Here is a 24,196-nt window from a genome sequence, read left to right as displayed (position 1 = left end):
CGTTGTTGTCGTTATGAACTGCGCCGCGCGATGTTGTGCTGCGGGCTTGCCGTCCAGCGGCGGGCGCGATCGCAGGAGCATAGCGCGCGGCCATGCAAAAAGGCACCCGAAGGTGCCTTCCTGCGCCCGCCAAGGAGAGGGGCGGCGGGCAAAACCAAAGCGTGTGTCAGAACTTGTGGCGCAAGCCGATCGCCACACCGACCTGGTTATCCGAGTTCGGCGTGATGAAGTACGTCTGCGATGCAGCCGGCAGGTAGCCCACCGAGGTTTGCGCGCCCGTTGCCGGGTTCGTCACATAGCCGATCGAATCCCAGTTCAGCGACGCATTGCGCGCATACGCGGCGCTCAGGTATACGTCGGTGCGCTTGGAGAAGTTGTAGTCGGCGATGAACTGCCACTGCTGCGGGTTGCGCGGGTTGACCGTGGCGCCGCCGATGGTCGCTTCCTTGATGTTGTCGTAGTAGTACGCCAGCGTCAGGCCCAGGGCAGGCGTCACCTGGTAGTTCACGCCCGCCCAGTAATAGTCGTCGCGGTGCGGCAGCAGGGCCAGCGTGGCGCCAGACGAAGCCGTATCGGTCTTGCCGTAGCGATAGCCGCCCATGAGCTTGACGGGGCCCACCGTATAGCTCGCAGCAATGGCGGCGCGCTTGTCCTTGGCGTACTCGTTGCCGGGGCCGCCCAGGGCTTCGGCTGCCGTCAGCACCTTCACTTCGTCATAGGCGATACCCAGCCCGAACGGGCCAGCAAAGTAGTTTGCGCCCACGCCGTATGCCGAGTTGGCGGTCTGGCTGCCGGCGCGCTCGCCGAACGCCCAGTGGCCTTCCACGGTCAGCGGGCCGAATGCGCCCGTGTACTTGATGACGTTGTCTTCGCGGAAGTTCGGACCTAGCTGGCCGACCACCGGCTCATACTGCGTGGCGTAACCGGTCGGCGAGAAGTTCGCCATCATGTCGAAGATCGTGGTGTATTGCCGGCCCAGCGTGATCTTGCCCCAGTTGCCCTGCAAGCCGACAAACGCCTGGCGGCCGAACAGGCGCCCGCCCTGCTGCAGCGTGCCGGTGTCCATGCCGTAGCCCGACTCCAGCACGAACAGGCCCTTGAGACCGCCGCCGATGTCTTCAACGCCGCGCAAGCCCCAGCGATTGGAAGACAGCCCGCCGGCCTGCATCGCCAGGCGCGAACCGCTGCTGCCCGGGAGGACCACCCCCGCCGCCGTCACGGCTTGCGCGTGGTTGACATACTCAACGTTGGCGTCGACCACGCCATACAGCGTCACACTCGACTGAGCCTGCGCAACACCTGCAAATGTGCCCAGCACTGCCAATGCCAGCAGCGATTTCTTCATCGGTCGGTCTCCAGATCTTTATTTATTGGGTTCGGTGGCAGGCAGACCCTCCGTTTTCGTCTTCCCGCCCCATGACTTTCAAACGAAGTCGCTGACTAATGTAGCAACGGGTTGCAGGCGTCGGTCGAAATTTGCGAACGAATGTTCGTAAACGCGCGTTTGCTGTCTGATCCCGGCAACAGGCTGTTTCCGAATTCGAAATAGATCCTGGATATCCGCCGCCGATTCCTTGCGGTTTTAGATGCGATCCGCGCGCCCGCAGGGTTATCCCGTACAGTAGTGTTTGGTCCGCTGGTTTCTGACTGCGCGCAAAGTCCTTCGCCATGTCGGCCTTACAATGGCGATTGCGCCGCACGCCATTGCCGACGGCGCCTGTACTTATGCTCGACCGCTTCCTCTCCGAATTCGACCGCGCCTTGCGCGCTGTGGCGGGCGTCACCCGCGCCAGCCGACCGAACCCCGCCGATGCCGTCATCGCCTCCGCCGCCTCCGCGGATACGGCCGACGCTGCGGCCAAGCTTGCCGAGGCTGACCGCCGCCATGCCGCCGGCCTGATGCGCGTGAACCATGTCGGCGAGGTCTGCGCCCAGGCCCTGTATCAGGGGCAAGCCCTGTTTGCACGGGATCCGGCCATTCGCGCCCAGCTCGACGAAGCCGCTCGCGAAGAAGAAGACCACCTCGCTTGGTGCGCCCAGCGTTTGCAGGAGTTGAACGACCGCCCGAGCCTCCTGAACCCCCTCTGGTATGCCGGCGCCTTCGCGATCGGCGCGGTGGCCGGGCGCCTCGGCGACAAGATCAGCCTCGGTTTCGTTGCAGAGACCGAGCGCCAAGTGGAGCATCACCTTGACGGCCATCTCGACAAGTTGCCCGAGCAGGACTCCCGCTCGCGTGCCATCGTCGCCCAGATGCGCGACGATGAAATCCGCCACGGCGATAACGCGCGCCAAGCGGGCGGCATCGAGCTGCCTGCGCCCATCCGCCAAGCCATGCGCGCTGCGTCGCGCGTCATGACGGCCACCGCCTACCGCATCTGACGCGCGTCGCGGCCCACAGCCCGACGACAAACCGCACGCTCCTCCATTCGCCCGAGCGTTACCGGCAGCGATCCGCGCCCCCTGCCGAGGGTGCTGTCGTCTGCCGTTCTCTCACGTGGTTTCTACATAAACCACGCTATCTCCTTCATTTGATTGGGAAAAGTCGCGCACCCTTCTTGGGCGGGTGCGCTAAGTCATTGTTCTGATTGCAAATTTTCCGTCTCGCAGGCCTGTGCAAGCCTTGACCGCCTAAAGTCGTTCCTCTAAAGTGGGAAACAGTGTCAGAAAGTGTAGTTTTGTGGTTTAAAGAGGCCGTTTGCGGGCCAGTTGACGACAAGGTGAGTGGCGAGCAAGTCGCCGCGCGGAGAGAGAAACCAACGTGTTCCAGGGTGCGTCAGCGCTGACGCTGGATGCCAAAGGGCGGATGTCCATTCCGTCGCGGCACCGCGAAGCGCTCCAGCTGCAGGCCGAGGGCCGGGTGACTGTGACCAAGCACCCGGACGGTTGCCTCATGCTGTTTCCGCGCCCGGAGTGGGAACGCTTCCGCGAGCGCATCGCCGCCCTGCCGATGGAAGCCCACTGGTGGAAACGGATCTTCCTGGGCAGCGCCGCCGATGTCGAACTCGATACCGCCGGCCGCGTCCTCATCACCCCGGAACTGCGCGCGGCCGCCTCCCTTGAACGTGATGTGATGCTGCTCGGCATGGGCAGCCACTTCGAAGTCTGGGACGCCGCCACGTACACCGCGAAGGAGCAGGCCGCCATGGCGCAAGGCATGCCCGACGCCCTCAAGAATTTCTCCTTTTGATGACGCGCGATGACAACCCAAGCCAGTACGGGACTGCGCCATCAAACGGTGCTCTTAGACGAAGCGGTCGATGCGCTCATCTGGCGCGACGACGGCATCTATATCGATGGAACCTTCGGGAGGGGCGGGCACAGCCGGCGCATCCTGGAACGGCTGGGGCCCGGCGGCAGACTTGTCGCCTTCGACAAGGACCCGGCAGCAATCACCGAAGCGGGCACCGTAGAGGATGCCCGCTTCGCTATTGAGCATGACAGCTTCGCGCAGATGGCCCAGTGCCTTGACGCGCGCGGCGTGGACCGGGTGGCTGGCGTGCTGCTCGATCTCGGCATCAGTTCGCCGCAGATCGACGAAGGCGCACGCGGCTTCTCGTTCCGGATGGATGGCCCGCTCGACATGCGGATGGACACCACGCGCGGCATCACCGCAGCCCAATGGCTGGCCGAGGCTGATGAGCGCGACATTGCGAGGGTGATACGGGACTATGGGGAAGAACGGTTTGCTGTACAGATTGCAAAGGCGATTGTTGCTCGCCGGGGCCAATCCGGGGATCGAGGTCCTCTCGATCGCACATCCGAGCTTGCCGCGCTCGTGGCGCAAGCCGTCAAAACACGCGAGAAGGGCCAAGACCCTGCGACCCGCACCTTTCAAGCTTTACGGATTCACGTCAATCAAGAGCTTGCGGACCTCGAAACCGGTCTGAAGGCCGCCTTTGAACGCCTGGAACAGGGGGGACGTCTCGTCGTGATCAGCTTCCATTCGCTGGAAGACCGCATCGTCAAGCGCTTCATGCAGGCTCTGGCGCGCCCGGAGCAATCCGCCGCGCGGGAGCTGCGTCGGGCGCCGCTGCGTGCGCATGAGCTGCCGGCGCCGCAGTTGCGCCTGCTTGGCCGCGTGAAGCCGTCGGAGGCCGAGGTGTCGGCCAACCCGCGTGCGCGCTCGGCCATCATGCGCGTGGCCGAGCGTTGCTGACAGCTGCTGACTCGCGGAGACCCACGCCATGAACCGCCTGAACATGTTCCTGCTGACCGCGCTGGTGCTGTGTGCGCTGTCGCTGGTCAACGCACAGCATCAGGCGCGGCAACTGTTTGTCGCGCTGGATCGTGCGCAGGCGGAAGAGAAGCAACTCAACACCGACTGGTCGCGTCTGCAATATGAGCAGAGCGCGCTGGGCAAGAGCGCTCGCATTGCCGACATCGCGAGCAGGCAATTGAAGATGTCGCCCGCACAGGCGGGTCGCACGCAGTATCTGCAGGGGTTTGCCGATTTGCCGGCCGCAGGGACGTCCTCGATGGCGTCCTCGGTGGAGGGCAGCGCGCCCACGGCTTCCGGAGTCCAGCCATGAGCGGCGCACGCAAGTCCAACGGCACCACGGCGCGCGCGCGCCTGGGCCAGTTTTCCGCCAGCCCCGTGCTGGGCCTGCGCCTGCCGATGTGGCGCTCCAAGCTGGTCGTGTTCCTGATGTTCGCGGCCTTCCTGGCGTTGATCGGTCGCGCGCTGTGGATTCAGGGCCCCGGCAACCGTTTCTATGAGGCCGAGGGCAAGAAGCGCTTCCAGCGCACGCTGGAATTGCCCGCCACGCGCGGCAAGATTCTCGATCGCAATGGTCTGGTGCTGGCGACGAGCCTGCCGGTGAAGGCCATCTGGGCGGTGCCCGAAGACGTGCCCAACAACGTGCCTGGCGAGGACATGAAGAAGCTCGCCAAGCTGCTCGGCATGAACAACAAGGAGTTGTCGGGCAAGCTCGGCGAAGACAAGGGCTTCGTCTACCTCAAGCGTCAGGTGCTGCCCGAGGTGGCCGATCAGATTGCCTCGCTGAAGATCGAAGGCATCTATCAGACGCGTGAATACAAGCGCTTCTATCCGGAAGGCGAGGCGATGGCGCACATCGTCGGCTTCACCAATGTTGAGGACAAGGGCCAGGAAGGTATGGAGCTGGCACGCGAGTCCGACCTCGCGGGTGCCGCTGGCCAGCGCCAGGTGATCAAGGACCGGCTGGGCCGCGTGGTGGAAGACGTGGGCGTGCTCAAGGCCCCGCGTGACGGGCATGACCAGACGCTGTCGATCGACGCCAAGATCCAGTACCTGACCTTCAACGAACTGAAAGCCGCCATCGAGCGTACCCACGCCAAGGCCGCCAGCGCGATCGTGCTGGATGCCCAGACCGGCGAGGTGCTGGCGCTCGCCAACTACCCGACCTACAACCCGAACGACCGCAGCCGCCTGTCAGGCGAGCAGCTGCGCAACCGCGTGCTGACCGACACCTTCGAGCCGGGCTCGATGATGAAGCCGATCACCATCAGCCTGGCGCTGCAGCTCAAGCGCGTGACGCCCAACACGCTGGTGCAGACCAACGGCAAATACAGCTTTGAAGGCGCGACCATCTCCGATACCGGCAACTACGGCACGCTGACGGTCGCCCAGGTCATCCAGCACTCGAGCAACATCGGCACGACCAAGATTGCGATGACGCTCAAGCCGCAGGAAATGTGGGACATGTTCACGAGCGTCGGCCTGGGGCAGGCGCCCAAGATCGGCTTCCCGGGCGCGGTGGCGGGGCGGCTGCGGCCGGCCAACAAATGGCGCCGCATTGAGCAGGCGACGATGTCGTACGGATATGGCCTGTCGGTCTCGCTGTTCCAGATCGCTCATGCCTACACGATCTTCGCGCACGACGGCGAGCTGATCCCGATCACGATGTACCGCACCAATGGGCAGCCGCCGCAGGGCGAGCGCGTGATCTCTCCGGAAGTGGCGCGGCAGGTTCGCCAGATGCTTGAGACGGTGACGGCGCCCGGCGGCACCGCGCCCCAGGCGCAGGTGATGGGCTATCGCGTGGGCGGCAAGACCGGCACGGCGTGGAAGCACACCGGGCGCGGCTATGACCGCTCCAAGTATCGCGCCTCGTTTATTGGTCTGGCGCCGATGTCGAACCCGCGCATCATCGTCGCGGTGAGCGTGGATGAGCCCACGGTAGGTAACCGCTACGGCGGCGGTGCGGCCGGCCCCGTGTTTTCGCAGATCGTGGGCGGCACCTTGCGCGCGTTGAACGTGCCGCCGGATTCGCCGGTCCGTCAGCTCGTGATGACGCCGGACGTGCCGGAAGAGCCGGTAGGGGGGCTGCAATGACAGCCAAGCCGACCTCCGATCGTCCGACCATCGCAGCGCGCCTGGCGCCCGTGGTGGACTGGCTGCGCGTTCAAGCGCCGGCGGGTGCCAACCTCGCGAGCGACACCCGCAAGCTCAAGACCGGCGACGTGTTCGTCGCCTACGTGCTCGGCAATGTGCGCCAGCATGGCGACGGCCGTCCGCATATTCCGCAGGCTATCGAGGCCGGGGCTTCCGCCGTGCTGGCCGAAGCCCATGGCTACGCAATGCCTGCCGACGCCCCCGTGCGCATTCTGCCGGTGGACGGCCTGGCGGAACTGGCCGGGCCGCTGGCCGCGCAGTGGTACGGCGTGCCGGGCCCGGAAGCGCTGCGTGTGATCGGCGTGACCGGCACCAACGGCAAGACTTCGTGTTCGCAATGGATTGCGCAGGCGCTGACCAAACACGGCGAGCGTTGCGCAGTGGTGGGTACGCTCGGCACGGGGTTTGTCGATGCGCTGGCCGCGACCGGCTTCACCACGCCGGACGCCATCCAGCTCCAGCGCAGCCTCGCCGATCTGCACCGCGCGGGCGCCCGCGCCATCGCCATGGAAGTGTCGTCACATGGTTTGGAGCAAGGCCGCGTGGATGGCACTTGCTTCGACATCGCGGTGTTCACCAACCTGACGCAGGATCACCTCGACTACCACGGCACGATGGCCGAGTACGAACTCGCCAAGGCGCGTCTGTTCAGCTGGCCGGGCCTGCGCGCGGCGGTGATCAATCGCGACGATGCGGCCGGTGTGCGCTTGCTGCAGAACGCCCGTGCCGAAGTCGAAACCATCGAATACGGCATCGACGGCGAAGCGGCTGCGCAGCACGGCGCCAGACAATGGCTGCGCGCCAGCAACGTGCGCGCGCATCGCACCGGTACGACGTTCGACGTGGACGGCAGCTTCGGTCACGCGACCGTGCATGCCCCGACCGTCGGCCTGTTCAACGTATCGAACCTGCTGGGTGTGCTGGGCGCACTGCTGGCGGCTGGCGTGCCGTGGCAGGACGCCATTGCGCGCCTGGAAAAGCTGCAGCCGGTGAGCGGCCGGATGGAGCGTTTCGGCGGTGAAGACGGCCCCCTCGTGGTGGTCGATTACGCCCATACGCCCGACGCGCTGGAGCAAACGCTGCGCGCGCTTGCGCCGATTACCGAAGCGCGGGGCGGCAAGCTCTGGGCCGTGTTCGGCTGCGGCGGTGACCGCGACCCCGGCAAGCGTCCGCAGATGGGCGCCATCGCCGAGCGTCTGGCGCCGCACGTGGTGCTGACCTCCGACAACCCGCGCAGCGAAGATCCGCAGCACATCCTCGACGAGATCGCCGACGGCATGGACAACCCGCGCGCCGCCACCCAGATCGAAGACCGCGCGGCCGCCATCCTGCACGCCGTGCGCCACGCCGATGCGCATGACGTGATCGTCGTGGCCGGCAAGGGACATGAATCGACGCAGGAGATTGCCGGTCGCAAGCGGCCGTTCTCCGATCAGGAACATGTGCGCCTGGCGCTCGCCGCCCGCGGGGTGAATGCATGAGCGCCGCGACCGTCATGATGCACGCCACCGACGCCGCTGCCTGGATGGCCGGCGCCTATCTCGCCGGCCCCGATGCAGCGATCCTGCGCGTGACGACCGACAGCCGCGCTGTGCAGCCCGGCGACCTGTTCGTCGCGCTGATCGGCGAGCGCTTCGATGCGCACGACTTCCTGCCCGAAGTGGTGGCGCGTGGCGCTGCTGCCGTGCTGGTGTCGCGCGCACCGGCCGCCACGCTCGATGTCACCAATGTGGCCGTACTGACCGTCGCCGACACGCGCATCGGGCTCGGCCAGCTCGCCGCCGGCTGGCGCCGCCAGTTCCCGATTCCCGTCGTCGCCGTGACGGGCAGCAACGGCAAGACCACGGTCAAGGAGATGATCTCCGCGATCTTCGCGCAGGCCGTCGGTGAAGACGCCCGCCTGGCGACTGCCGGCAATTTCAACAACGACATCGGCCTGCCGCTCACGCTGTTCCGCCTGAACGCGCAACACAAGCTGGCCGTGCTCGAACTCGGCATGAACCATCCGGGCGAGACGGCCGTATTGGCCGCCATTGCGCAGCCGACCGTCGCGATGATCAACAACGCCCAGCGCGAGCACCAGGAATTCATGGTCAGCGTGGAAGCGGTGGCTGAAGAACACGCCGCTGTGCTGGCCGCGTTGCCGGCCGATGGCGTAGCGGTGTATCCGCGCGATGCGGCCAACGGGGGCGAATACGCGCCGGTGTGGCAAGCCGCGGCCGGTTCGCGCCGCGTGCTCGACTTCGGCATCGAGGCCGGGGCTGTGACGGGCACGGTGGTGGACACCGCCGCCGGGCAACGCATCGATGTGCAGGCGCCGGGCCAGCGCTTCGTCATCACCTTGCCGCTGCTCGGCTTGCACAACGCGCGCAATGCGCTGGCTGCCACGGCATGCGCGCTGGCGGCCGGTGTGGCTCCCGAGGTCATTGCACAAGCGCTCGGCAACTTCGCGCCCGTCAAGGGGCGGCTGCAGCGCAAGCAGGGCGTACACGGCGGCCTCGTCATCGACGACACGTACAACGCGAACCCCGATTCGATGCGCGCGGCGATCGACGCGCTCGTCACGCTGCCGGCGCCGCGCTGCCTGGTGCTGGGCGACATGGGCGAAGTGGGCTCGCAGGGGCCAGCATTCCACGAAGAGATCGGCGCGTATGCGCGCGCGCACGGCATCGACGCGGTGCTCGCGACCGGCGAGCTTGCGCGTCACACAGTCGATGCATTCGGCGCGGGTGCACAGCATTTTGCGTCGGCGGAAGACTTGATCGAACACGGCTTGGGCGCCATTGCGCCGGCCACGACGGTATTGGTGAAGGGCTCGCGCTTCATGCGGATGGAACGCATTGTGGAAGCGCTGGTCTTGAAAGACCCGGTAGCGGATTTGCCGACCGGTTCCAACACACAACAGCAGCATTAAGGGAAGCAAGAACCCATGTTATTGGCATTGGCGCAATGGTTGCAGAACGACTACGGCTTCCTGCGCGTCTTCAACTATCTGACGTTCCGCGCCGTGATGGCATCGCTCACGGCGCTCGTGATCGGCCTCGGGTTCGGGCCGTGGGTGATCCGTCGCCTGACGGAACTGAAAGTCGGCCAGGCCGTGCGTAGCTATGGTCCGCAGACGCACCTGGTCAAGGCCGGCACGCCCACCATGGGCGGCGTGCTGGTGCTCATCGGCATTGCCGTGTCGACGCTGCTGTGGGCGGACTGGGGCAACCGCTTCATCTGGATTGTGCTGCTCGTCACGCTGGGCTATGGCGCTGTTGGCTGGGTGGATGACTACCGCAAGGTCGTGCACCGTGATCCGAAAGGCATGTCCTCGCGTGAGAAGTTCTTCTGGCAGACCGTGATCGGTCTGTTTGCAGCGGCGTATCTGGCGTTCTCGGTGTCCGAGACGAGCAACATGCGCGTGCTCGAGCTGTTCATGGAGTGGGTGCGCAGCGGCCTGTCGCTGAACCTGCCGGCCAAGTCGCACCTGATCGTGCCGTTCTTCAAAGAGATCAGCTATCCGCTCGGCGTGTTCGGCTTCATCATCCTGACGTACCTCGTGATCGTCGGTTCCAGCAATGCGGTGAACCTGACCGACGGCCTCGATGGCCTCGTCATCATGCCCGTCGTGCTGGTGGGCAGCGCGCTGGGCGTGTTCGCCTACGTGATGGGTAGCGCGGTCTACAGCAAGTACCTGCTGTTCCCGCACATTCCGGGCGCGGGCGAGTTGTTGATCTTCTGCTCGGCGATGGCAGGTGCGGGCCTCGCCTTCCTGTGGTTCAACGCGCATCCGGCACAGGTGTTCATGGGTGACGTCGGCGCGCTGGCGCTGGGCGGGGCGCTGGGCACCATCGCCGTGATCGTGCGTCAGGAAATCGTGCTCTTCATCATGGGCGGCATCTTCGTGGCGGAGACCGTCTCGGTGATGCTGCAGGTGACGTGGTTCAAGTTCACCAAGAAGCGTTATGGCGAGGGCCGGCGCCTGTTCCGCATGGCGCCGCTGCACCATCATTTCGAGTTGTCCGGCTGGAAGGAAACGCAAGTGGTCGTGCGCTTCTGGGTCATCACCATGATGCTGGTGCTGATCGGCCTGTCGACCCTGAAGCTGCGGTGAGCACGGACATGACGGACATGACCAACGACCCCATCACGCCGGACGACGACATGGCCTCCACGCCGCCGGACGCCGCCGTGGACGCCGTTGTCGCCACGCTCGATTCGGCCGAGCCGATGCCCGCCGCTGAAACCGCACAAGCGCCGCGCATGTTCGGCGAGTTCGACGCGCCGGTGGTATTGGTGCTCGGCCTTGGCGAATCCGGCCTCGCCATGGCGCGCTGGTGCGCCCGTCATGGCGCGCGTGTGCGCGTGGCCGACACGCGCGAGGCACCGGCCAACCTGCCGGCGCTGCGCGCCCATGTGCCGGACGCCGAATTCGTGAGCGGCCCGTTTGCCGTGTCGCTGCTGGACGGTGTGACGTTGGTGGCGATCAGCCCGGGCCTGTCGCCGCTGGATGCCAACGTTGCAGCGCTGCTGAGTGCCGCCAAGGCGCAGAGCGTGCCCGTGTGGGGCGAAATCGAACTGTTTGCCCGCGCGTTGGCGGGTCTCAAGGCCGCGCAAGGCTACGCGCCGCGCGTGTTGGCCATCACCGGGACGAACGGCAAGACGACCACCACGGCGCTTACGGGCGCCCTCGTGGAGCGCGCCGGCAAGACCGTCGGCGTGGCAGGCAACATCAGCCCATCTGCACTCGACAAGCTGAGCGAATGCGTTGATGCCGACACGCTGCCCGACGTGTGGGTGCTCGAGCTTTCCAGCTTCCAGCTCGAAACCACGCACACGCTGGACGCCGACGCGGCCACCGTCCTCAACATCACGCAGGATCACCTTGACTGGCACGGCACGCTGGAGGCCTATGCCGCTGCGAAGGGCCGCATCTTCGGCGCCAACACCGTGCGCGTGCTGAATCGTCAGGACGCGGGCGTGATGGCATTCGCAAGCAAGAACGGCGGCGATATCACGTTCGGCATCGATGAGCCGGGCACGCCTGATGCGCTCGGCCTGCTGCGCGATGGCGGCATGCCGTGGATCGTCCTGGCCGAAGCCGACGAGGAAGATCTGCCCAAGCCCACGCGCCGCAAGAAGGGCGACAACGCGCCCGCCGCGCCGGTGCCGGTGCGCCTCAAGCGCCTGATGCCCGCCGACGCGTTGCGCATCCGCGGCTTGCACAACGCCACCAACGCGATGGCCGCGCTGGCGCTGTGCCGCGCGATCGGCCTACCCGTGAGCGCGCTGCTGCACGGCCTGCGCGACTACGCCGGCGAGCCGCACCGCGTCGAACTGATCGCCGCATTTGACGACATCGAATTCTTCGACGACAGCAAGGGCACCAACGTCGGCGCGACGGTGGCAGCGCTGTCGGGCTTGTCCAAGCACGTCGTGCTGATCGCGGGCGGCGATGGCAAGGGTCAGGACTTCTCGCCGCTGGCCGAGCCGGTCGCGCAGTACGCCCGGGCCGTGATCCTCATCGGCCGCGATGCACCGCTGATTCGTGAGGCGCTGGCCAACACCGGTGTCGCGCTGATCGATGCGCCGACGCTGGAAGCGGCCGTGCAGGAAGCCGCTGCGCATGCGCAGCCGGGCGACGCCGTGCTGTTGTCGCCGGCGTGCGCAAGCTTCGACATGTTCCGCAACTACGAACACCGCGCCCAGGTCTTCCACGAGGCCGTGGTCGCATTGGCGGCAGACCGAGGAGTCCTCCTATGAGCGACACCCAGATCAAGCGCAGCGGCTTCATCGGCGCGACCATCGGCAATGCGTGGGGTGGCCTGCGCGACGCCGTTTCAGGGGTCAAGCCCACGCGCTCCAAGATGATGGAGTACGACCAGCCGATGATGTGGGTGGCGATCGTGCTGCTCGGCCTCGGGCTGGTGATGGTGTATTCGGCGTCGATCGCGTTGCCGGATTCGCCCAAGTACGCCAACTACAGCAACGGGCATTTCCTGATTCGCCACATCTTCTCGCTGGTGATCGGGCTGATCGGTGCGATCGTCGCTTTCCAGATTCCGGTCAAGTTCTGGGACAAATACGCACCGAAGCTCTTCATCATTGCGCTGGTCCTGCTGGTGATCGTGCTCGTGCCGCACGTGGGCAAGGGCGTGAATGGCGCGCGCCGCTGGCTGCCGCTGGGCGTCATGAACTTCCAGCCTTCCGAGCTGATGAAGCTGGCGGTGGTGCTGTACGCCGCCAACTACACCGTGCGCAAGCAGGACTGGATGCAAAGCGTGCGCAAGGGCTTCCTGCCGATGGGCGTGGCCGTGGCGTTTGTCGGCTCGCTCCTGCTGTTGGAGCCGGACATGGGTGCGTTCCTGGTGATCGCGGCTGTGGCCATGGGCATCCTGTTCCTGGGCGGCGTGAACGGCAAGCTGTTCGGCGGCCTCGTGCTGACTGCAGTTTCCACTTTCTCGCTGCTGATCGTGGCGTCGCCCTGGCGGCGTGAGCGGATCTTCGCCTACCTGAACCCGTGGCAAGAGGAATACGCGCAGGGCAAGGCATATCAACTCACGCACTCGCTCATCGCTTTCGGCCGTGGCGAGTGGACCGGCGTTGGCCTGGGCGGCAGCATCGAAAAGCTGCACTACCTGCCTGAAGCGCATACCGACTTCATCCTCGCCGTCATTGGAGAGGAGCTGGGCTTTGTCGGCGTGCTGATCGTGATCCTGCTGTTCTACTGGATGGTGCGCCGCGCCTTCGAGATCGGCCGCACCGCGCTGCAACTCGACCGTACGTTCGCCGGCCTCGTTGCCAAGGGGCTGGGGATCTGGATCGGCTGGCAGGCCTTCATCAACATGGGTGTGAACCTGGGCCTGCTGCCGACCAAGGGCCTGACGCTGCCGCTGGTCAGCTACGGCGGCTCCGGCATCCTGATGAACTGCGTCGCGATCGCGGTGCTGCTGCGTATCGACTATGAAAACCGCGTGCTGATGCGTGGGGGCAAGGTATGACGGTGGGCAATTCGGCCGGCCTGGCGCCGCGCACGCTCCTCGTCATGGCCGGCGGTACGGGCGGCCACATCTTCCCCGCGCTGTCGGTGGCCAAGCTGTTGGCCGCGCGTGGCTGGAAGGTGGTGTGGCTCGGCAACGCGAACGGCATGGAAGGCCAACTCGTGCCAAAGCACGGCTTTCCGCTGGAGTCGGTGCAGTTCGGCGGTCTGCGCGGCAAGGGCCTCGTCACCAAGTTCCTGCTGCCGCTCAATCTGCTGCGTGCCTTCTGGCAGAGCCTCGGCGTGGTGCGCCGCGTCCGTCCGAACGTGGTGCTGGGCATGGGCGGCTATATCACCTTCCCGGGCGGCATGATGAGCGTGCTGCTTGGCCGCCCGCTGGTGCTGCACGAACAGAATTCGATTGCGGGCCTCGCCAACCGCGTGCTCGCGCGCGTGGCCGATCGTGTGCTGTGCGCGTTTCCGAATGCCCTGGCCGGTGCTGAGTGGGTCGGCAATCCGATCCGCGCCGATTTGGCCCTGCTGGCTTCGCCGCAAGCGCGCTACGCCGAGCGAACCGGCCCGCTGCGCGTGCTGGTCGTGGGCGGCAGCCTCGGCGCGGCGGCGCTCAACGACGTGGTGCCCAAGGCGCTGGCGTTGCTGCCGGCCGATACGCGTCCCATCGTCATCCATCAGGCGGGCGCCAAGCAGATCGACACGCTGCGCGCTAACTATGCTGCTGCCGGCATCGACGATGCCCACGCGCAGCCTGTGCCCTTTATCGACGACATGGCGGCTGCGTATGCGCACGCCGATCTCGTGATCTGTCGCGCGGGCGCCATGACCGTCTCAGAAGTGGCCGCGGCGGGTGTCGCGGCGTTGTTCGTGCCGTTCCCGCATGCCGTGGACGATCACCAGACCACCAATGCGCGCTTCCTCTCCGAACGCGGTGCGGCGCTGTTGGTGCCGCAGCAGGAACTGGGTCCGGCATCGCTGGCAGATACACTCGCGTCCCTGACGCGTGCGCAATTGGCCGATATGGCGGCTAAAGCACGTGAGCAGGCACGGCCCGAAGCGGCCGAGCGTGTCGCCGACGTGTGTGTAGCGGTGGCACGGGCATAGGGAACGAATCGATATGAAGCACATCGTCAAGAACATCCATTTTGTAGGTATCGGCGGCGCGGGCATGAGCGGCATCGCGGAGGTGCTGCTGAATCTGGGCTACCGCGTGACGGGCTCGGATCTGGGCAGCAGCGCGACCACGCAGCGTCTGGCAACGCTGGGCGCGACGATCATGCAGGGCCACGCGCCGGAACATGTGATCGGCGCCAATGCCGTGGTTGTCTCCACCGCTGTGCGCGGTGATAACCCGGAAGTGCTGGCCGCGCGCGCCAAGCGCATCCCCATCGTGCCGCGTGCGGTGATGCTGGCCGAGCTGATGCGCCTGAAGCAGGGCATCGCCATCGCCGGCACGCACGGCAAGACGACGACCACCAGCCTCGTCGCCTCCGTGCTGGCCGAAGGCGGGCTGGACCCGACGTTCGTCATCGGTGGCCGTCTCAACTCCGCGGGCGCCAACGCGCGCCTCGGCACGGGCGACTTCATCGTCGCCGAGGCTGACGAATCCGATGCGTCGTTCCTCAACCTGTTCCCCGTGATCGAAGTCATCACCAATATCGATGCCGATCACATGGAGACCTACGGGCACGATTTCTCGCGCTTGAAGCAGGCGTTCATCGAGTTCACGCAGCGTCTGCCGTTCTACGGCATTGCCGTGCTGTGCGTGGACGATCCGAACGTGCGCGAAATCCTGCCGTTCGTCTCCAAGCCCGTCGTGCGCTACGGTTTTGCCGAAGACGCGCAGGTGCGTGCCGTCAATGCGCGTGCCCTCGATGGCCGCATGGAATTCACCGTGATCCGCCAGCTCAACGGCCATGCCGAGCCGCCGCTGTCGATCACGCTCAACCTGCCGGGCCTGCACAACGTGCAGAACGCGCTGGCCGCCATCGCCATCGCCACCGAACTGGAAGTTCCGGACGAGGCGATCGTCAAGGCGCTGGCCGAGTTCAACGGCGTAGGCCGCCGCTTCCAGCGCTACGGCGAAGTGCCGACCGCAGACGGCAAGGGCCGCTTCACGCTCATCGACGATTACGGCCATCACCCCGTCGAGATGGCCGCCACGCTGGCCGCTGCGCGCGGTGCATTCCCTGATCGCCGCCTCGTGCTGTCGTTTCAGCCGCACCGCTTCACGCGCACGCGCGATTGCTTTGAAGATTTCATCAAGGTGCTGGGCACCGTGGATGCGTTGCTGCTGGCCGAGGTGTACGCCGCCGGCGAGCCGCCCATCGTCGCCGCCGATGGCCGCGCGCTGACGCGTGCGCTGCGCGTGGCCAACAAGATCGAGCCGGTATTCGTGGAACAGATTGAAGACATGCCGCAAGCGATTCTCGATGCAGCGCAGGACGGCGACGTGGTCATCACCATGGGCGCAGGGTCGATCGGGCAGGTGCCCGGTCAAGTGGTTGCGTTGCAGGCGCAGGCACGCAGCGCCAACGTCGTGGATCTGAACGGAGGCGCAGCAGCATGACGACCGGTCCGTTTGTTCCAAATCCGACGATCGATCCGAAGTCCCTCGGCAAGGTCGGCGTGCTCATGGGTGGCCGGTCCGCCGAGCGCGAAATCTCGCTGATGTCCGGCAACGGCGTGCTGGCCGCGCTGCGTGCGCGCGGCGTCGATGCGCATCCGTTCGATCCGGGCCTGCAGGCCGTGGCTGATCTCGCCAAGCAAGGGTTCGACCGCGTGGTGATCTCGCTGCACGGCCGCTTTGGCGAAGACGGCACGATCCAGGGCCTGCTCGAGCAATTCGGTATTCCCTACACGGGCAGCGGCGTACTCGCGTCTGCGCTGGCGATGGACAAGGAAGCCACCAAGCGCCAATGGCAGACGCACGGCCTGCCCACGCCCGATTTCGTGATGTTGCACGCCGGCGCCGACTGGCAGGCCGTGGCCGACCGCCTGGGCCTGCCGCTGATCGTCAAGCCTGCGCGCGAAGGTTCGTCGATCGGTCTGACCAAGGTCACGAGCGTCGCCGAGCTGCCCACCGCCTACGAAAAGGCCGCACGCCTGGACCGCGATGTGATGGCCGAGCAGTTCATCGAAGGCGACGAGCTGACCTGCCCGATCATCGGCGAAGGCGAAAGCGCAACCGCGCTGCCGCTCATCCGCATCGTCGCGCCGCAGGCCAACTACGACTACCAGAACAAGTACTTCACCGACGACACGCGCTACGAATGCCCGGCACCGATTCCCGCCGATGTGGCCGCACGCGTGCAGGCGCTGGTGGTGCAGGCATATCGCGGGCTGGGCTGCCGTGGCTGGGGCCGCGCCGACATCATGCTGCGCAAGTCCGACAACGCGCCGTTCCTGCTGGAGATGAACACGTCGCCGGGCATGACCGGCCATTCGCTGGTGCCGATGGGCGCGCGCGCCGCCGGCATCAGTTATGAAGATTTCGTGCTGCAACTGGCGGCCAGTGCATCGCTGGAGCTGCACGCGAGCACCGACTGGAAACCCGAATAATCGACGCAACGTCAGCGAAACCGGACAACACAACGTTATGTGGCACAACACCCGTCTCCTCAACGCCGTCGCGAGTGCGCTGTATGCGCTGCTCGCGCTTGGCGCGTTGGGCGTTGGGGCGGTTTGGCTGATGCAGCGACCGATGTTTCAGCTGCAGCAGGTGCGCGTGATGCCGATGGCCGGCAGCGAGTTGCGCCACGTGAATGTGCCGAGTCTGCGCGCCAATGCGTTGCCCAAGCTGCGTGGCAATTTCTTCTCCCTGAATCTGGACGATGCGCGTGCCGCGTTCGAATCGGTGCCGTGGGTGCGGCGTGCAAGCGTGCGCCGCGTGTGGCCGAACGGGCTGCTGGTGGAAGTGCAGGAACACGAGGCGCTCGGCACCTGGGGCGGCAATGAGTCCGGCAAGCTGGTCAACACGTATGGCGAAGTGTTCGTCGCCAACCTGGCCGAAGCCGAGGACGACACGGACCTAGTGGCACTGGCCGGCCCCGAAGGTACCGAACAGGACGTGGTCGACAAGCTGGAAACCATGACCGAGTGGTTCAAGCCGATGAACGTCGAGCCGCTGAGCGTCACGCTGACCGACCGCTACGCATGGCGCGCGCGGTTGTCCAACGGCACGGTCATCGAGCTGGGCCGCGAACTGAATGACGATGACCGCGCCGCGCTGGCCGCGCGTGCCCGCCGCTTTGTGCGCGCGTGGCCCGACGTGACCAAGCGCTGGGGCGGTCAGATTGAATACGCCGATCTGCGGTATCCCAACGGATTCGCAGTTCGTGCGGCGGGTGTGCGCTTCCTGACCGATGCGCAGGCTGCGGTGCTGGCCAAGGGGGGCAAGCTGCCCGGCACCGCGAATGGCACCAGCGGTGCTGCAAAGCCGAAAGCCACGCTGGGGGGTAAGCCGGCGGCCAACAACAAAGCAACGCGAAGCACAGAGAAAACGCGATGAGCAAGGAATACAAGGATCTTCTGGTCGGGCTGGATATCGGCACCTCCAAGGTGGTGGCGGTGGTGGCCGAGCTGCGTCCTGACGGCGCCTACGAGGTCATCGGCATGGGCCAGACCGAATCGAAGGGGCTCAAGAAGGGCGTGGTCGTCAACATCGAGGCGACCGTCCAGTCGATCCAGAAGGCGCTCGAAGAAGCGGAGCTGATGGCCGACTGCAAGATCGGCGAGGTCTTCACGGGCATCGCCGGCAGCCATATCCGCAGCTTCAACTCGAGCGGCATGGTGGCGATCAAGGACAAGGAAGTCACCTCCACCGATGTGGCCCGCGTGATCGAGACCGCCAAGGCCGTCAACATCCCGACCGACCAGCAGATCCTGCACATCCTCACGCAGGAATTCATCATCGACGGCCAGGAAGACGTGCGTGAGCCGATCGGCATGAGCGGCATCCGGCTCGAGGTGAAGGTGCACATCGTGACCGGCGCGGTGAGCGCGGCACAGAACATCGTGAAGTGCGTGCGCCGTTGCGGGCTAGAAGTGCACGACCTGATTCTGCAGCCGCTCGCCTCGAGCCTGGCGGTCCTGACCGAAGACGAAAAGGAACTCGGCGTCGTGCTGGTCGACATCGGCAGCGGCACGACCGACATCGCGATCTTCAGCGAAGGCGCGATCCGCCACACGGCCGTGATCCCCATCGCCGGCGACCAGATCACCAACGACATCGCCATGGCCCTGCGCACGCCAACGCCGGACGCCGAGGACATCAAGATCCAGTACGGCATCGCCAAGCAGGTATTGGCCGATCCGGACGAGATGATCGATGTGCCGGGCGTCGGCGACCGCGGCCCGCGCACGTTGAGCCGCCAGGCGCTGGCTGCCGTGATCGAGCCGCGCGTGGAAGAGCTGTTCTCGCTCGTGCATCAGGTGGTGCGCGAATCCGGTTACGAGGAACTGCTCTCCAGCGGCGTGGTCCTGACTGGCGGTACGGCAATGATGCCCGGCATGGTCGAGCTGGGCGAAGACATGTTCTTGAAGCCGGTGCGCGTGGGCGTGCCGGAGTACCGCGGCAATCTGCACGAGGTGGTGAAGAGCCCGCGCTACGCGACGGTGATGGGCCTGTTGCAGGAAGGTCGCGTGCAGCGTGTGCGCGGGCGCAAGGTCGTGGTGCAGTCCGGTTCGGCCAAGCAGATCTGGACGCGTATGAAGGAATGGTTCATCGGCAACTTCTGAGCACGTCAGTGCCGGCTGTTGGCGATGTGCTCCCTGGGGGGAGCAAGTTGAGTTTCTTGTTTTGATGTTTTTTGTTCAGGAACCAGGAGTTGCGGCGGGGAGGCTGCATCGTCTGGGACTGATCACTTCTGGAGGCAATGATGGACTTCGACATGATTGAAACGGAAATGCAGGACGGCACCATCATCAAGGTGGTCGGCGTCGGCGGCGCGGGCGGGAATGCCGTGCAGCACATGATCAACCGCGGCGTGCAAGGCGTGGAATTCATCTGCATGAATACCGATGCGCAGGCGCTCAAGCGCTCGACCGCATCGCGCGTGCTGCAGCTCGGCAGCACCGGCCTGGGCGCTGGGGCCAAGCCGGAAGTGGGCAAGCACTGCGCAGAGGAAGCCCGTGAGCAGATCGCCGACGCACTGCGCGGCGCGCACATGGTCTTCATCACCGCCGGCATGGGCGGCGGCACGGGCACGGGCGCAGCGCCGGTGGTCGCACAGGTCGCCAAGGAAATGGGCATCCTGACCGTGGGCGTGGTCTCCAAGCCGTTCGACTTCGAAGGCGCACGCCGCTCGAAGGTCGGCGAGCATGGCGCGAACGACCTCGAAGGCAACGTCGATTCGCTGATCGTCGTGCTCAACGAAAAGCTCTTCGAAGTCATGGGCGACGACGCCGAGATGGACAAGTGCTTCCAGTGCGCCGACGACGTGCTGCACAACGCGGTTGCCGGCATTGCGGAAATCATCAACGTCGACGGTCTGGTGAACGTCGACTTTGAAGACGTGAAGACCGTGATGGGCGAACAGGGCAAGGCGATGATGGGCACGGCCACCGTGTCCGGCGTCGACCGTGCGCGTCTGGCGGCGGAGCAAGCCGTTGCGAGCCCGCTGCTGGAAGGCGTGGACCTGTCGGGCGCGCGTGGCGTGCTGGTCAACATCACGGCCAGCCGTTCGCTCAAGCTGTCCGAGACCAAGGAAGTGATGAACACCATCCGCAGCTATGCCGCGGAAGATGCCACCGTCATCTTCGGTACGGTCTACGATGACGCCATGGGCGACGCACTGCGCGTGACCGTGGTTGCCACGGGCCTGGGCCGCGCTGCTCGCAACAAGCAACAACAGCCGCAGACGATGACGCTGCTGAAGACCGGCACCGACAACCAGCCGGTGGCGTTCGGCGGTGGCGCGGGTCACTCGGTGGCAGCTGCACCGGACTACAGCAACTTCGACACCCCGGCCGTGTGGCGCAGCTCGCGCGAGTCGGCATCGGCTCACGTGGCCGCACTGCAAGAGAAGGGCGTCGACACGTACGACATTCCGGCATTCCTGCGCAAGCAGGCGGACTGATCGGGCCCGCATTGGTTCGATAGCGCTCGCGCACGTCCGACTGCCTGCGGCTCCGCACGCCGCGTGCGATTCACGGCTCCCCTCCCGTGAGCGCCGTTGCGTGATGGCCGGCCGCTCGTCAGTCGACAGCGCTCGACGAACCGGACACAGTCGTTGCCGCCGGGCAGGTTGGCCTCTGGCCGCCTCCCCGGAAGGGTTCACCCCGCCCGGCGGGTGTGTCCGTTCGTTGTGCCGCGCGCGCTGCGCTCTGAGCCAAGCGGCCTGATGATGTTGTCTCCCAAGACCGCCCGCGTGATTCGTTCACGCGGGCGGTCTCGTTTTACGAACCGGCTGCGCGGTCGCTCGGCAGGTTCTATGATCGCGATATCCACGCAACCGCTTCCTGACGATCATGATCCAGCCTGGTCAACCGCTTCCCGACGCGACGCTCTACGAGTTCTTTGAAGTGGAAAAGGACGGCTGCGCGCTCGGCCCCAACGCTTTCTCCGTGCGGCATCTGGCCGACGGCAAGACGATCGTCATCTTCGGGCTGCCCGGTGCGTTCACGCCAACGTGCTCCGCGCGGCATGTGCCGGGCTACCTCGCCAACTTCGACGCACTGCGCGCCAAGGGCGTCGACGAGATCTGGTGTGTGTCCGTCAACGACGCCTTCGTGATGGGCGCCTGGGCTCGCACGCAGGGCACCGACGACAAGATCCGCATGCTCGGCGACGGCAGTGCAGAGTTCACCAGCAAACTCGGACTCGACCAGGATCTGTCGAAGCGAGGCATGGGCGTACGTTCGCAGCGCTATGCGATGGTCGTGAAGGACGGTGTGGTAACAGCGCTACAGATTGAGGCGCCCGGGCAGTTCGCCGTCAGCAGTGCCGAATCGATCCTCGCGATACTCTGACGCCACGTCGTGCCCTCCCCTGAATGGCGGAGTAGCGCCGTCATCCCGCCCGGCTTCAAGGCTGAGGCGACGGTGGCGCCGAATCTGCGTGCATGAATGTTGAGTCGATTCTGTGCACCCCTAACATCCCGATACAAAAGTCGTTTTGAAGGCAGGGATGTGAAAATGGTATGCTTAGGGTTATCACCTATGCAGACCGCATAGATAAAAACAATCGTACAAATTTCGTGAGTTGAGGGCGGCCATGTTGAAACAACGCACCATCAAGTCCCTCGTCAAGACTGTCGGCATCGGGTTGCACTCGGGCCGCAAGGTGACATTGACGTTGCGTCCGGCAGCCGCAGGCACCGGCATCGTGTTCACGCGCGTTGACCTCGACCCGGCCGTTGAGATTCCCGCCACCGCTAGCGCCATCGGCGATACCCGCTTGGCGTCCGTGCTGCAAAAGGACGGTGCCCGCGTGTCCACCGTCGAACATTTGATGTCCGCTTGCGCCGGCCTTGGCATCGACAATCTGTATGTCGACGTCGACGCCGAAGAAATTCCCATCATGGACGGCAGCGCGGCCTCGTTCGTGTTTCTGCTGCAGTCGGCGGGTATCGAAGAGCAGGGCGCGGCCAAGCGGTTCATCCGCGTGACGAAGCCGGTGGAAATCCGCGAGGGCGACAAGCTTGCCCGTCTCGACCCTTACTTCGGCTTCAAGCTGTCGTTCACGATCGAATTCCGCCACCCGGCCGTCGACAAGACCGGCCAGACGTTCGAGATCGACTTTGCCGACACGAGCTACACGCGCGAAATCGCCCGCGCCCGTACGTTCGGTTTCGCACACGAAGTCGAGATGCTGCGCGAGGTCGGCCTGGCGCGCGGCGGCAGCCTCGACAACGCCATCGTGCTCGATGAGCACCGCATGCTGAACAACGACGAACTGCGCTACGGCGATGAGTTCGTACGCCACAAGATCCTCGACGCGATTGGCGACCTGTATGTGGTGGGCCATCCGCTGATCGCTGCATACACCGCGCACAAGTCCGGTCATGGCCTGAACAACGCGCTGCTGCGCGCGTTGCTGGCCGACGAAACGGCTTACGAGATCGTGACGTTCGACAAGGTGGAAGAAGCGCCGCGCGCGTTCCTGCCGCAGTTGCAACCGGCATTCTCGTGATCGGCTGAGCGGTTCGTTGGTATGGAAAAAGCGCCCTCCGGGGCGCTTTTTATTTGGGCTTGGCGGCCGGTGCAACGTGCCGCGCAATCATTTCGGCCAACGCCTGCCGAAGCGGCGAATCGGGCAGTTCATTGGCCAGGGCCGCCAGGCTGTTAACTCCAACTGCGGTCATCTTGGCGCGTTTAGGCGGCTTTTCGGTCTCTTGTGGCCATAAACTGTCGTTGCCGCCCTGCGGTTGTACCCGTACACGAATTGCGGTAATCTGCGATCCCCGGCGCTGCAGACGCTCCAGCAAGGTGGGTACCACCTGCCGTAAGCGCGCCGCAGCCGCACTATGTGCGGCGAGCAACACCAGAGTCGCTTCGCGGCTGTCGCGCGCATCGTTCTTGATGCCACCGACCGCCACCCCGCCGCCCAAACCGGGCGGCAGCAGCGACAACACCTCCGCTTCCAACGTCGCCAATTGCCTGGCCGCCTGCATCAGCGGGCCGACCGAACCGGCACCCGAGAGCCAGTCCTGGACGGGTTTAGCCACAGGCGTCTTGAGAGCGGGATGAACAAAGATTCGCATGCCGGCATTGTAGGGCGCTTCATCGCGCTTTCGTGCTGGTGGGCAGCTTTTTTGTCCGGAAAACGAGCGATGCAGATCATCCTGATTCACCCGCGCAAAGCCGGCGCGACGCATCTGTCGCGACGCGGCGTCTTCGTGACGATCGGCGCGGCGCTGCTGGCCGTGGCGGCGTTGTCCGTCGGCGGTACGTGGCTGGCGGCCAAGCAGGGCCTGCTGCCGGGAGCAGCCGCGCCCGAAGTTGCCGGCGCGGACCCGCGTGTCACCCGCGAAAACCTCAACCTGATGGCCGCGCGCATCGGCGAAATGCAGGCGCAGATCGCGCGCCTGGACGCGTTGGGCGCCCGGGTGTCGGGTTTGGCCGGTGTGCCGCCGCGCGAGTTCGATTTCAAGTCGCAGCCGAGCCGGGGCGGGCCTGCGGGCGCGTTCTCGCGGCCGATGTCGATGCCGGAAATCCAATCCGAGCTGAGTCGCCTGACGCGCTCGGCTGATCAGCGCAACGATTACCTCAGCGTGCTCGAGAGCACCCTGATGGACCGCCAGATCCACGCGAAGATGATGCCGACCGTGCGCCCGGTGGCGACGGGTTACGACTCCTCCGGTTTTGGCACGCGGATCGATCCGTTCACGGGCCGCCGCACGCAGCATGACGGCGTCGACTTTGTGGGCCCGGTTGGCACGCCGATCGTAGCGGCTGCCGGCGGCGTGGTCGTCGCCAGCGAGTTTCACCACGAATACGGCAACATGATCGACATCGATCACGGCAATGGCCTGAAGACGCGCTATGCCCACGCGTCCAAGGTTTTCGTGAAGGTCGGTGACATCGTCAAGGCGGGCGAGCGCATCGCGCTGATCGGCCGGACGGGCCGCGCCACCGGCCCGCACCTGCACTTCGAGGTGCACGTCAACGACGTCCCGCAGAATCCTGTGGCCTTCCTGGAGAACGCCGGCCAGCCCAAGATGGCTGCCAACAAGGCGCCGGCGAAGGTCGCGGCGGCCGATATCGGCAAGAGCATGGCTGCTGCGGGCCATTGAACCCGCCCGGGTTGCAATCAGGGGCGCCCGTCCCCAATTCAGCGTGAGTGTGCGCCTGCGCGGACGACGTTCCGCGCGGCCCAGAAGTGCGGCGTTCCTGCCACATCC

General features: G+C 65.5%; 21 protein-coding genes. 19 read left to right on the top strand and 2 right to left on the bottom strand.

What is annotated here, in order from left to right; genetic code table 11:
• Positions 1 to 166: 166 nt before the first annotated feature.
• A complete protein-coding gene (locus R2676_RS03620) occupies positions 167 to 1,345 on the bottom strand; it encodes a porin (protein WP_206272223.1) in 1,179 nt (392 codons plus the stop codon).
• A 380-nt stretch (positions 1,346 to 1,725) separates the two neighbouring features.
• On the opposite strand from R2676_RS03620, the gene coq7 reads away from it, so the two are divergent.
• The 18 genes from coq7 (at position 1,726) to lpxC (ending at position 22,485) form a co-directional block, all read left to right on the top strand.
• Positions 1,726 to 2,379 (top strand): 2-polyprenyl-3-methyl-6-methoxy-1,4-benzoquinone monooxygenase, encoded by a 654-nt coding sequence (gene coq7 / locus R2676_RS03615; RefSeq protein WP_027680303.1) that lies wholly within the window; start codon positions 1,726 to 1,728, stop codon positions 2,377 to 2,379.
• A 379-nt stretch (positions 2,380 to 2,758) separates the two neighbouring features.
• Entirely contained in the window at positions 2,759 to 3,187 is a 429-nt protein-coding gene (mraZ, locus tag R2676_RS03610) for a division/cell wall cluster transcriptional repressor MraZ (protein ID WP_004633088.1), read from the top strand.
• Between the two features lie 9 nt (positions 3,188 to 3,196).
• A complete protein-coding gene (gene rsmH, locus R2676_RS03605) occupies positions 3,197 to 4,156 on the top strand; it encodes a 16S rRNA (cytosine(1402)-N(4))-methyltransferase RsmH (protein ID WP_206272222.1) in 960 nt (319 codons plus the stop codon).
• 28 nt (positions 4,157 to 4,184) lie between these two features.
• The gene (ftsL, locus tag R2676_RS03600) at positions 4,185 to 4,529 is read left to right on the top strand and encodes a cell division protein FtsL (RefSeq protein WP_027680305.1); all 345 of its coding nucleotides are present in this window, start codon (positions 4,185 to 4,187) and stop codon (positions 4,527 to 4,529) included.
• On the top strand, positions 4,526 to 6,313 hold the full coding sequence (locus R2676_RS03595; protein ID WP_027680306.1) for a peptidoglycan D,D-transpeptidase FtsI family protein: 1,788 nt from the start codon (positions 4,526 to 4,528) through the stop codon (positions 6,311 to 6,313). Before ftsL ends, R2676_RS03595 begins: the two co-directional genes overlap by 4 nt.
• The gene (locus tag R2676_RS03590) at positions 6,310 to 7,854 is read left to right on the top strand and encodes a UDP-N-acetylmuramoyl-L-alanyl-D-glutamate--2,6-diaminopimelate ligase (RefSeq protein ID WP_206272221.1); all 1,545 of its coding nucleotides are present in this window, start codon (positions 6,310 to 6,312) and stop codon (positions 7,852 to 7,854) included. The genes R2676_RS03595 and R2676_RS03590 overlap by 4 nt, the downstream gene beginning before the upstream one ends.
• Positions 7,851 to 9,287 carry a UDP-N-acetylmuramoyl-tripeptide--D-alanyl-D-alanine ligase gene (locus tag R2676_RS03585; RefSeq protein ID WP_206272220.1) on the top strand — a complete coding sequence of 479 codons (1,437 nt, stop codon included), beginning with the start codon at positions 7,851 to 7,853 and terminating at the stop codon, positions 9,285 to 9,287. Before R2676_RS03590 ends, R2676_RS03585 begins: the two co-directional genes overlap by 4 nt.
• A gap of 15 nt (positions 9,288 to 9,302) precedes the next feature.
• Positions 9,303 to 10,472 (top strand): phospho-N-acetylmuramoyl-pentapeptide-transferase, encoded by a 1,170-nt coding sequence (mraY, locus tag R2676_RS03580; RefSeq protein WP_009241610.1) that lies wholly within the window; start codon positions 9,303 to 9,305, stop codon positions 10,470 to 10,472.
• Between the two features lie 149 nt (positions 10,473 to 10,621).
• Complete coding sequence (gene murD / locus R2676_RS03575) at positions 10,622 to 12,121, top strand: UDP-N-acetylmuramoyl-L-alanine--D-glutamate ligase (protein WP_206272237.1); 1,500 nt, start codon at positions 10,622 to 10,624, stop codon at positions 12,119 to 12,121.
• Positions 12,118 to 13,359, top strand: a complete 1,242-nt coding sequence (ftsW, locus tag R2676_RS03570; protein WP_206272219.1) for a putative lipid II flippase FtsW — start codon at positions 12,118 to 12,120, stop codon at positions 13,357 to 13,359. Before murD ends, ftsW begins: the two co-directional genes overlap by 4 nt.
• A complete protein-coding gene (gene murG, locus R2676_RS03565) occupies positions 13,356 to 14,456 on the top strand; it encodes an undecaprenyldiphospho-muramoylpentapeptide beta-N-acetylglucosaminyltransferase (RefSeq protein WP_206272218.1) in 1,101 nt (366 codons plus the stop codon). Before ftsW ends, murG begins: the two co-directional genes overlap by 4 nt.
• 13 nt (positions 14,457 to 14,469) lie before the next feature.
• Positions 14,470 to 15,921: a UDP-N-acetylmuramate--L-alanine ligase gene (gene murC / locus R2676_RS03560; protein ID WP_206272217.1), complete on the top strand. Its 1,452-nt coding sequence runs from the start codon at positions 14,470 to 14,472 to the stop codon at positions 15,919 to 15,921.
• Positions 15,918 to 16,913, top strand: coding sequence for a D-alanine--D-alanine ligase (locus R2676_RS03555; protein ID WP_206272216.1), 996 nt, complete (start codon positions 15,918 to 15,920; stop codon positions 16,911 to 16,913). Before murC ends, R2676_RS03555 begins: the two co-directional genes overlap by 4 nt.
• A gap of 37 nt (positions 16,914 to 16,950) precedes the next feature.
• Positions 16,951 to 17,862 carry a cell division protein FtsQ/DivIB gene (locus R2676_RS03550; RefSeq protein ID WP_206272215.1) on the top strand — a complete coding sequence of 304 codons (912 nt, stop codon included), beginning with the start codon at positions 16,951 to 16,953 and terminating at the stop codon, positions 17,860 to 17,862.
• Entirely contained in the window at positions 17,859 to 19,091 is a 1,233-nt protein-coding gene (gene ftsA / locus R2676_RS03545) for a cell division protein FtsA (protein ID WP_004633059.1), read from the top strand. The genes R2676_RS03550 and ftsA overlap by 4 nt, the downstream gene beginning before the upstream one ends.
• A gap of 140 nt (positions 19,092 to 19,231) precedes the next feature.
• The gene (ftsZ, locus tag R2676_RS03540) at positions 19,232 to 20,431 is read left to right on the top strand and encodes a cell division protein FtsZ (RefSeq protein ID WP_012763009.1); all 1,200 of its coding nucleotides are present in this window, start codon (positions 19,232 to 19,234) and stop codon (positions 20,429 to 20,431) included.
• Positions 20,432 to 20,822: 391 nt separating this feature from the next.
• Positions 20,823 to 21,323: a peroxiredoxin gene (locus R2676_RS03535; protein WP_206272214.1), complete on the top strand. Its 501-nt coding sequence runs from the start codon at positions 20,823 to 20,825 to the stop codon at positions 21,321 to 21,323.
• Between the two features lie 244 nt (positions 21,324 to 21,567).
• Positions 21,568 to 22,485: a UDP-3-O-acyl-N-acetylglucosamine deacetylase gene (lpxC, locus tag R2676_RS03530; RefSeq protein WP_027680317.1), complete on the top strand. Its 918-nt coding sequence runs from the start codon at positions 21,568 to 21,570 to the stop codon at positions 22,483 to 22,485.
• Between the two features lie 49 nt (positions 22,486 to 22,534).
• Here the strand turns inward: lpxC and R2676_RS03525 are convergent, their stop codons facing one another.
• Entirely contained in the window at positions 22,535 to 23,056 is a 522-nt protein-coding gene (locus tag R2676_RS03525) for a DciA family protein (protein WP_027680318.1), read from the bottom strand.
• 69 nt (positions 23,057 to 23,125) lie between these two features.
• On the opposite strand from R2676_RS03525, the gene R2676_RS03520 reads away from it, so the two are divergent.
• A complete protein-coding gene (locus tag R2676_RS03520) occupies positions 23,126 to 24,088 on the top strand; it encodes a M23 family metallopeptidase (RefSeq protein WP_206272213.1) in 963 nt (320 codons plus the stop codon).
• Positions 24,089 to 24,196: the final 108 nt, after the last annotated feature.

Source organism: Ralstonia flatus, assembly GCF_958439105.1.
Classification (GTDB): domain Bacteria; phylum Pseudomonadota; class Gammaproteobacteria; order Burkholderiales; family Burkholderiaceae; genus Ralstonia; species Ralstonia flatus.
The sequence above is the reverse complement of the archived record's forward strand: the minus strand, read 5'-3'. Positions and strand labels throughout refer to the sequence as shown.

Excerpts from the sequence above, each read along its gene's own strand:
- lpxC (WP_027680317.1), top strand. The coding sequence starts at position 21,568 with ATGTTGAAACAACGCACCATCAAGTCCCTCGTCAAGACTGTCGGCATC.
- R2676_RS03555 (WP_206272216.1), top strand. The coding sequence starts at position 15,918 with ATGACGACCGGTCCGTTTGTTCCAAATCCGACGATCGATCCGAAGTCC.
- ftsW (WP_206272219.1), top strand. The coding sequence starts at position 12,118 with ATGAGCGACACCCAGATCAAGCGCAGCGGCTTCATCGGCGCGACCATC.
- ftsL (WP_027680305.1), top strand. The coding sequence starts at position 4,185 with ATGAACCGCCTGAACATGTTCCTGCTGACCGCGCTGGTGCTGTGTGCG.
- R2676_RS03590 (WP_206272221.1), top strand. The coding sequence starts at position 6,310 with ATGACAGCCAAGCCGACCTCCGATCGTCCGACCATCGCAGCGCGCCTG.
- R2676_RS03620 (WP_206272223.1), bottom strand. The coding sequence starts at position 1,345 with ATGAAGAAATCGCTGCTGGCATTGGCAGTGCTGGGCACATTTGCAGGT.
- R2676_RS03520 (WP_206272213.1), top strand. The coding sequence starts at position 23,126 with ATGCAGATCATCCTGATTCACCCGCGCAAAGCCGGCGCGACGCATCTG.
- R2676_RS03525 (WP_027680318.1), bottom strand. The coding sequence starts at position 23,056 with ATGCGAATCTTTGTTCATCCCGCTCTCAAGACGCCTGTGGCTAAACCC.
- mraY (WP_009241610.1), top strand. The coding sequence starts at position 9,303 with ATGTTATTGGCATTGGCGCAATGGTTGCAGAACGACTACGGCTTCCTG.
- murD (WP_206272237.1), top strand. The coding sequence starts at position 10,622 with ATGTTCGGCGAGTTCGACGCGCCGGTGGTATTGGTGCTCGGCCTTGGC.
- murC (WP_206272217.1), top strand. The coding sequence starts at position 14,470 with ATGAAGCACATCGTCAAGAACATCCATTTTGTAGGTATCGGCGGCGCG.
- R2676_RS03535 (WP_206272214.1), top strand. The coding sequence starts at position 20,823 with ATGATCCAGCCTGGTCAACCGCTTCCCGACGCGACGCTCTACGAGTTC.
- ftsZ (WP_012763009.1), top strand. The coding sequence starts at position 19,232 with ATGGACTTCGACATGATTGAAACGGAAATGCAGGACGGCACCATCATC.
- murG (WP_206272218.1), top strand. The coding sequence starts at position 13,356 with ATGACGGTGGGCAATTCGGCCGGCCTGGCGCCGCGCACGCTCCTCGTC.
- R2676_RS03585 (WP_206272220.1), top strand. The coding sequence starts at position 7,851 with ATGAGCGCCGCGACCGTCATGATGCACGCCACCGACGCCGCTGCCTGG.
- coq7 (WP_027680303.1), top strand. The coding sequence starts at position 1,726 with ATGCTCGACCGCTTCCTCTCCGAATTCGACCGCGCCTTGCGCGCTGTG.
- R2676_RS03595 (WP_027680306.1), top strand. The coding sequence starts at position 4,526 with ATGAGCGGCGCACGCAAGTCCAACGGCACCACGGCGCGCGCGCGCCTG.
- rsmH (WP_206272222.1), top strand. The coding sequence starts at position 3,197 with ATGACAACCCAAGCCAGTACGGGACTGCGCCATCAAACGGTGCTCTTA.
- R2676_RS03550 (WP_206272215.1), top strand. The coding sequence starts at position 16,951 with ATGTGGCACAACACCCGTCTCCTCAACGCCGTCGCGAGTGCGCTGTAT.
- ftsA (WP_004633059.1), top strand. The coding sequence starts at position 17,859 with ATGAGCAAGGAATACAAGGATCTTCTGGTCGGGCTGGATATCGGCACC.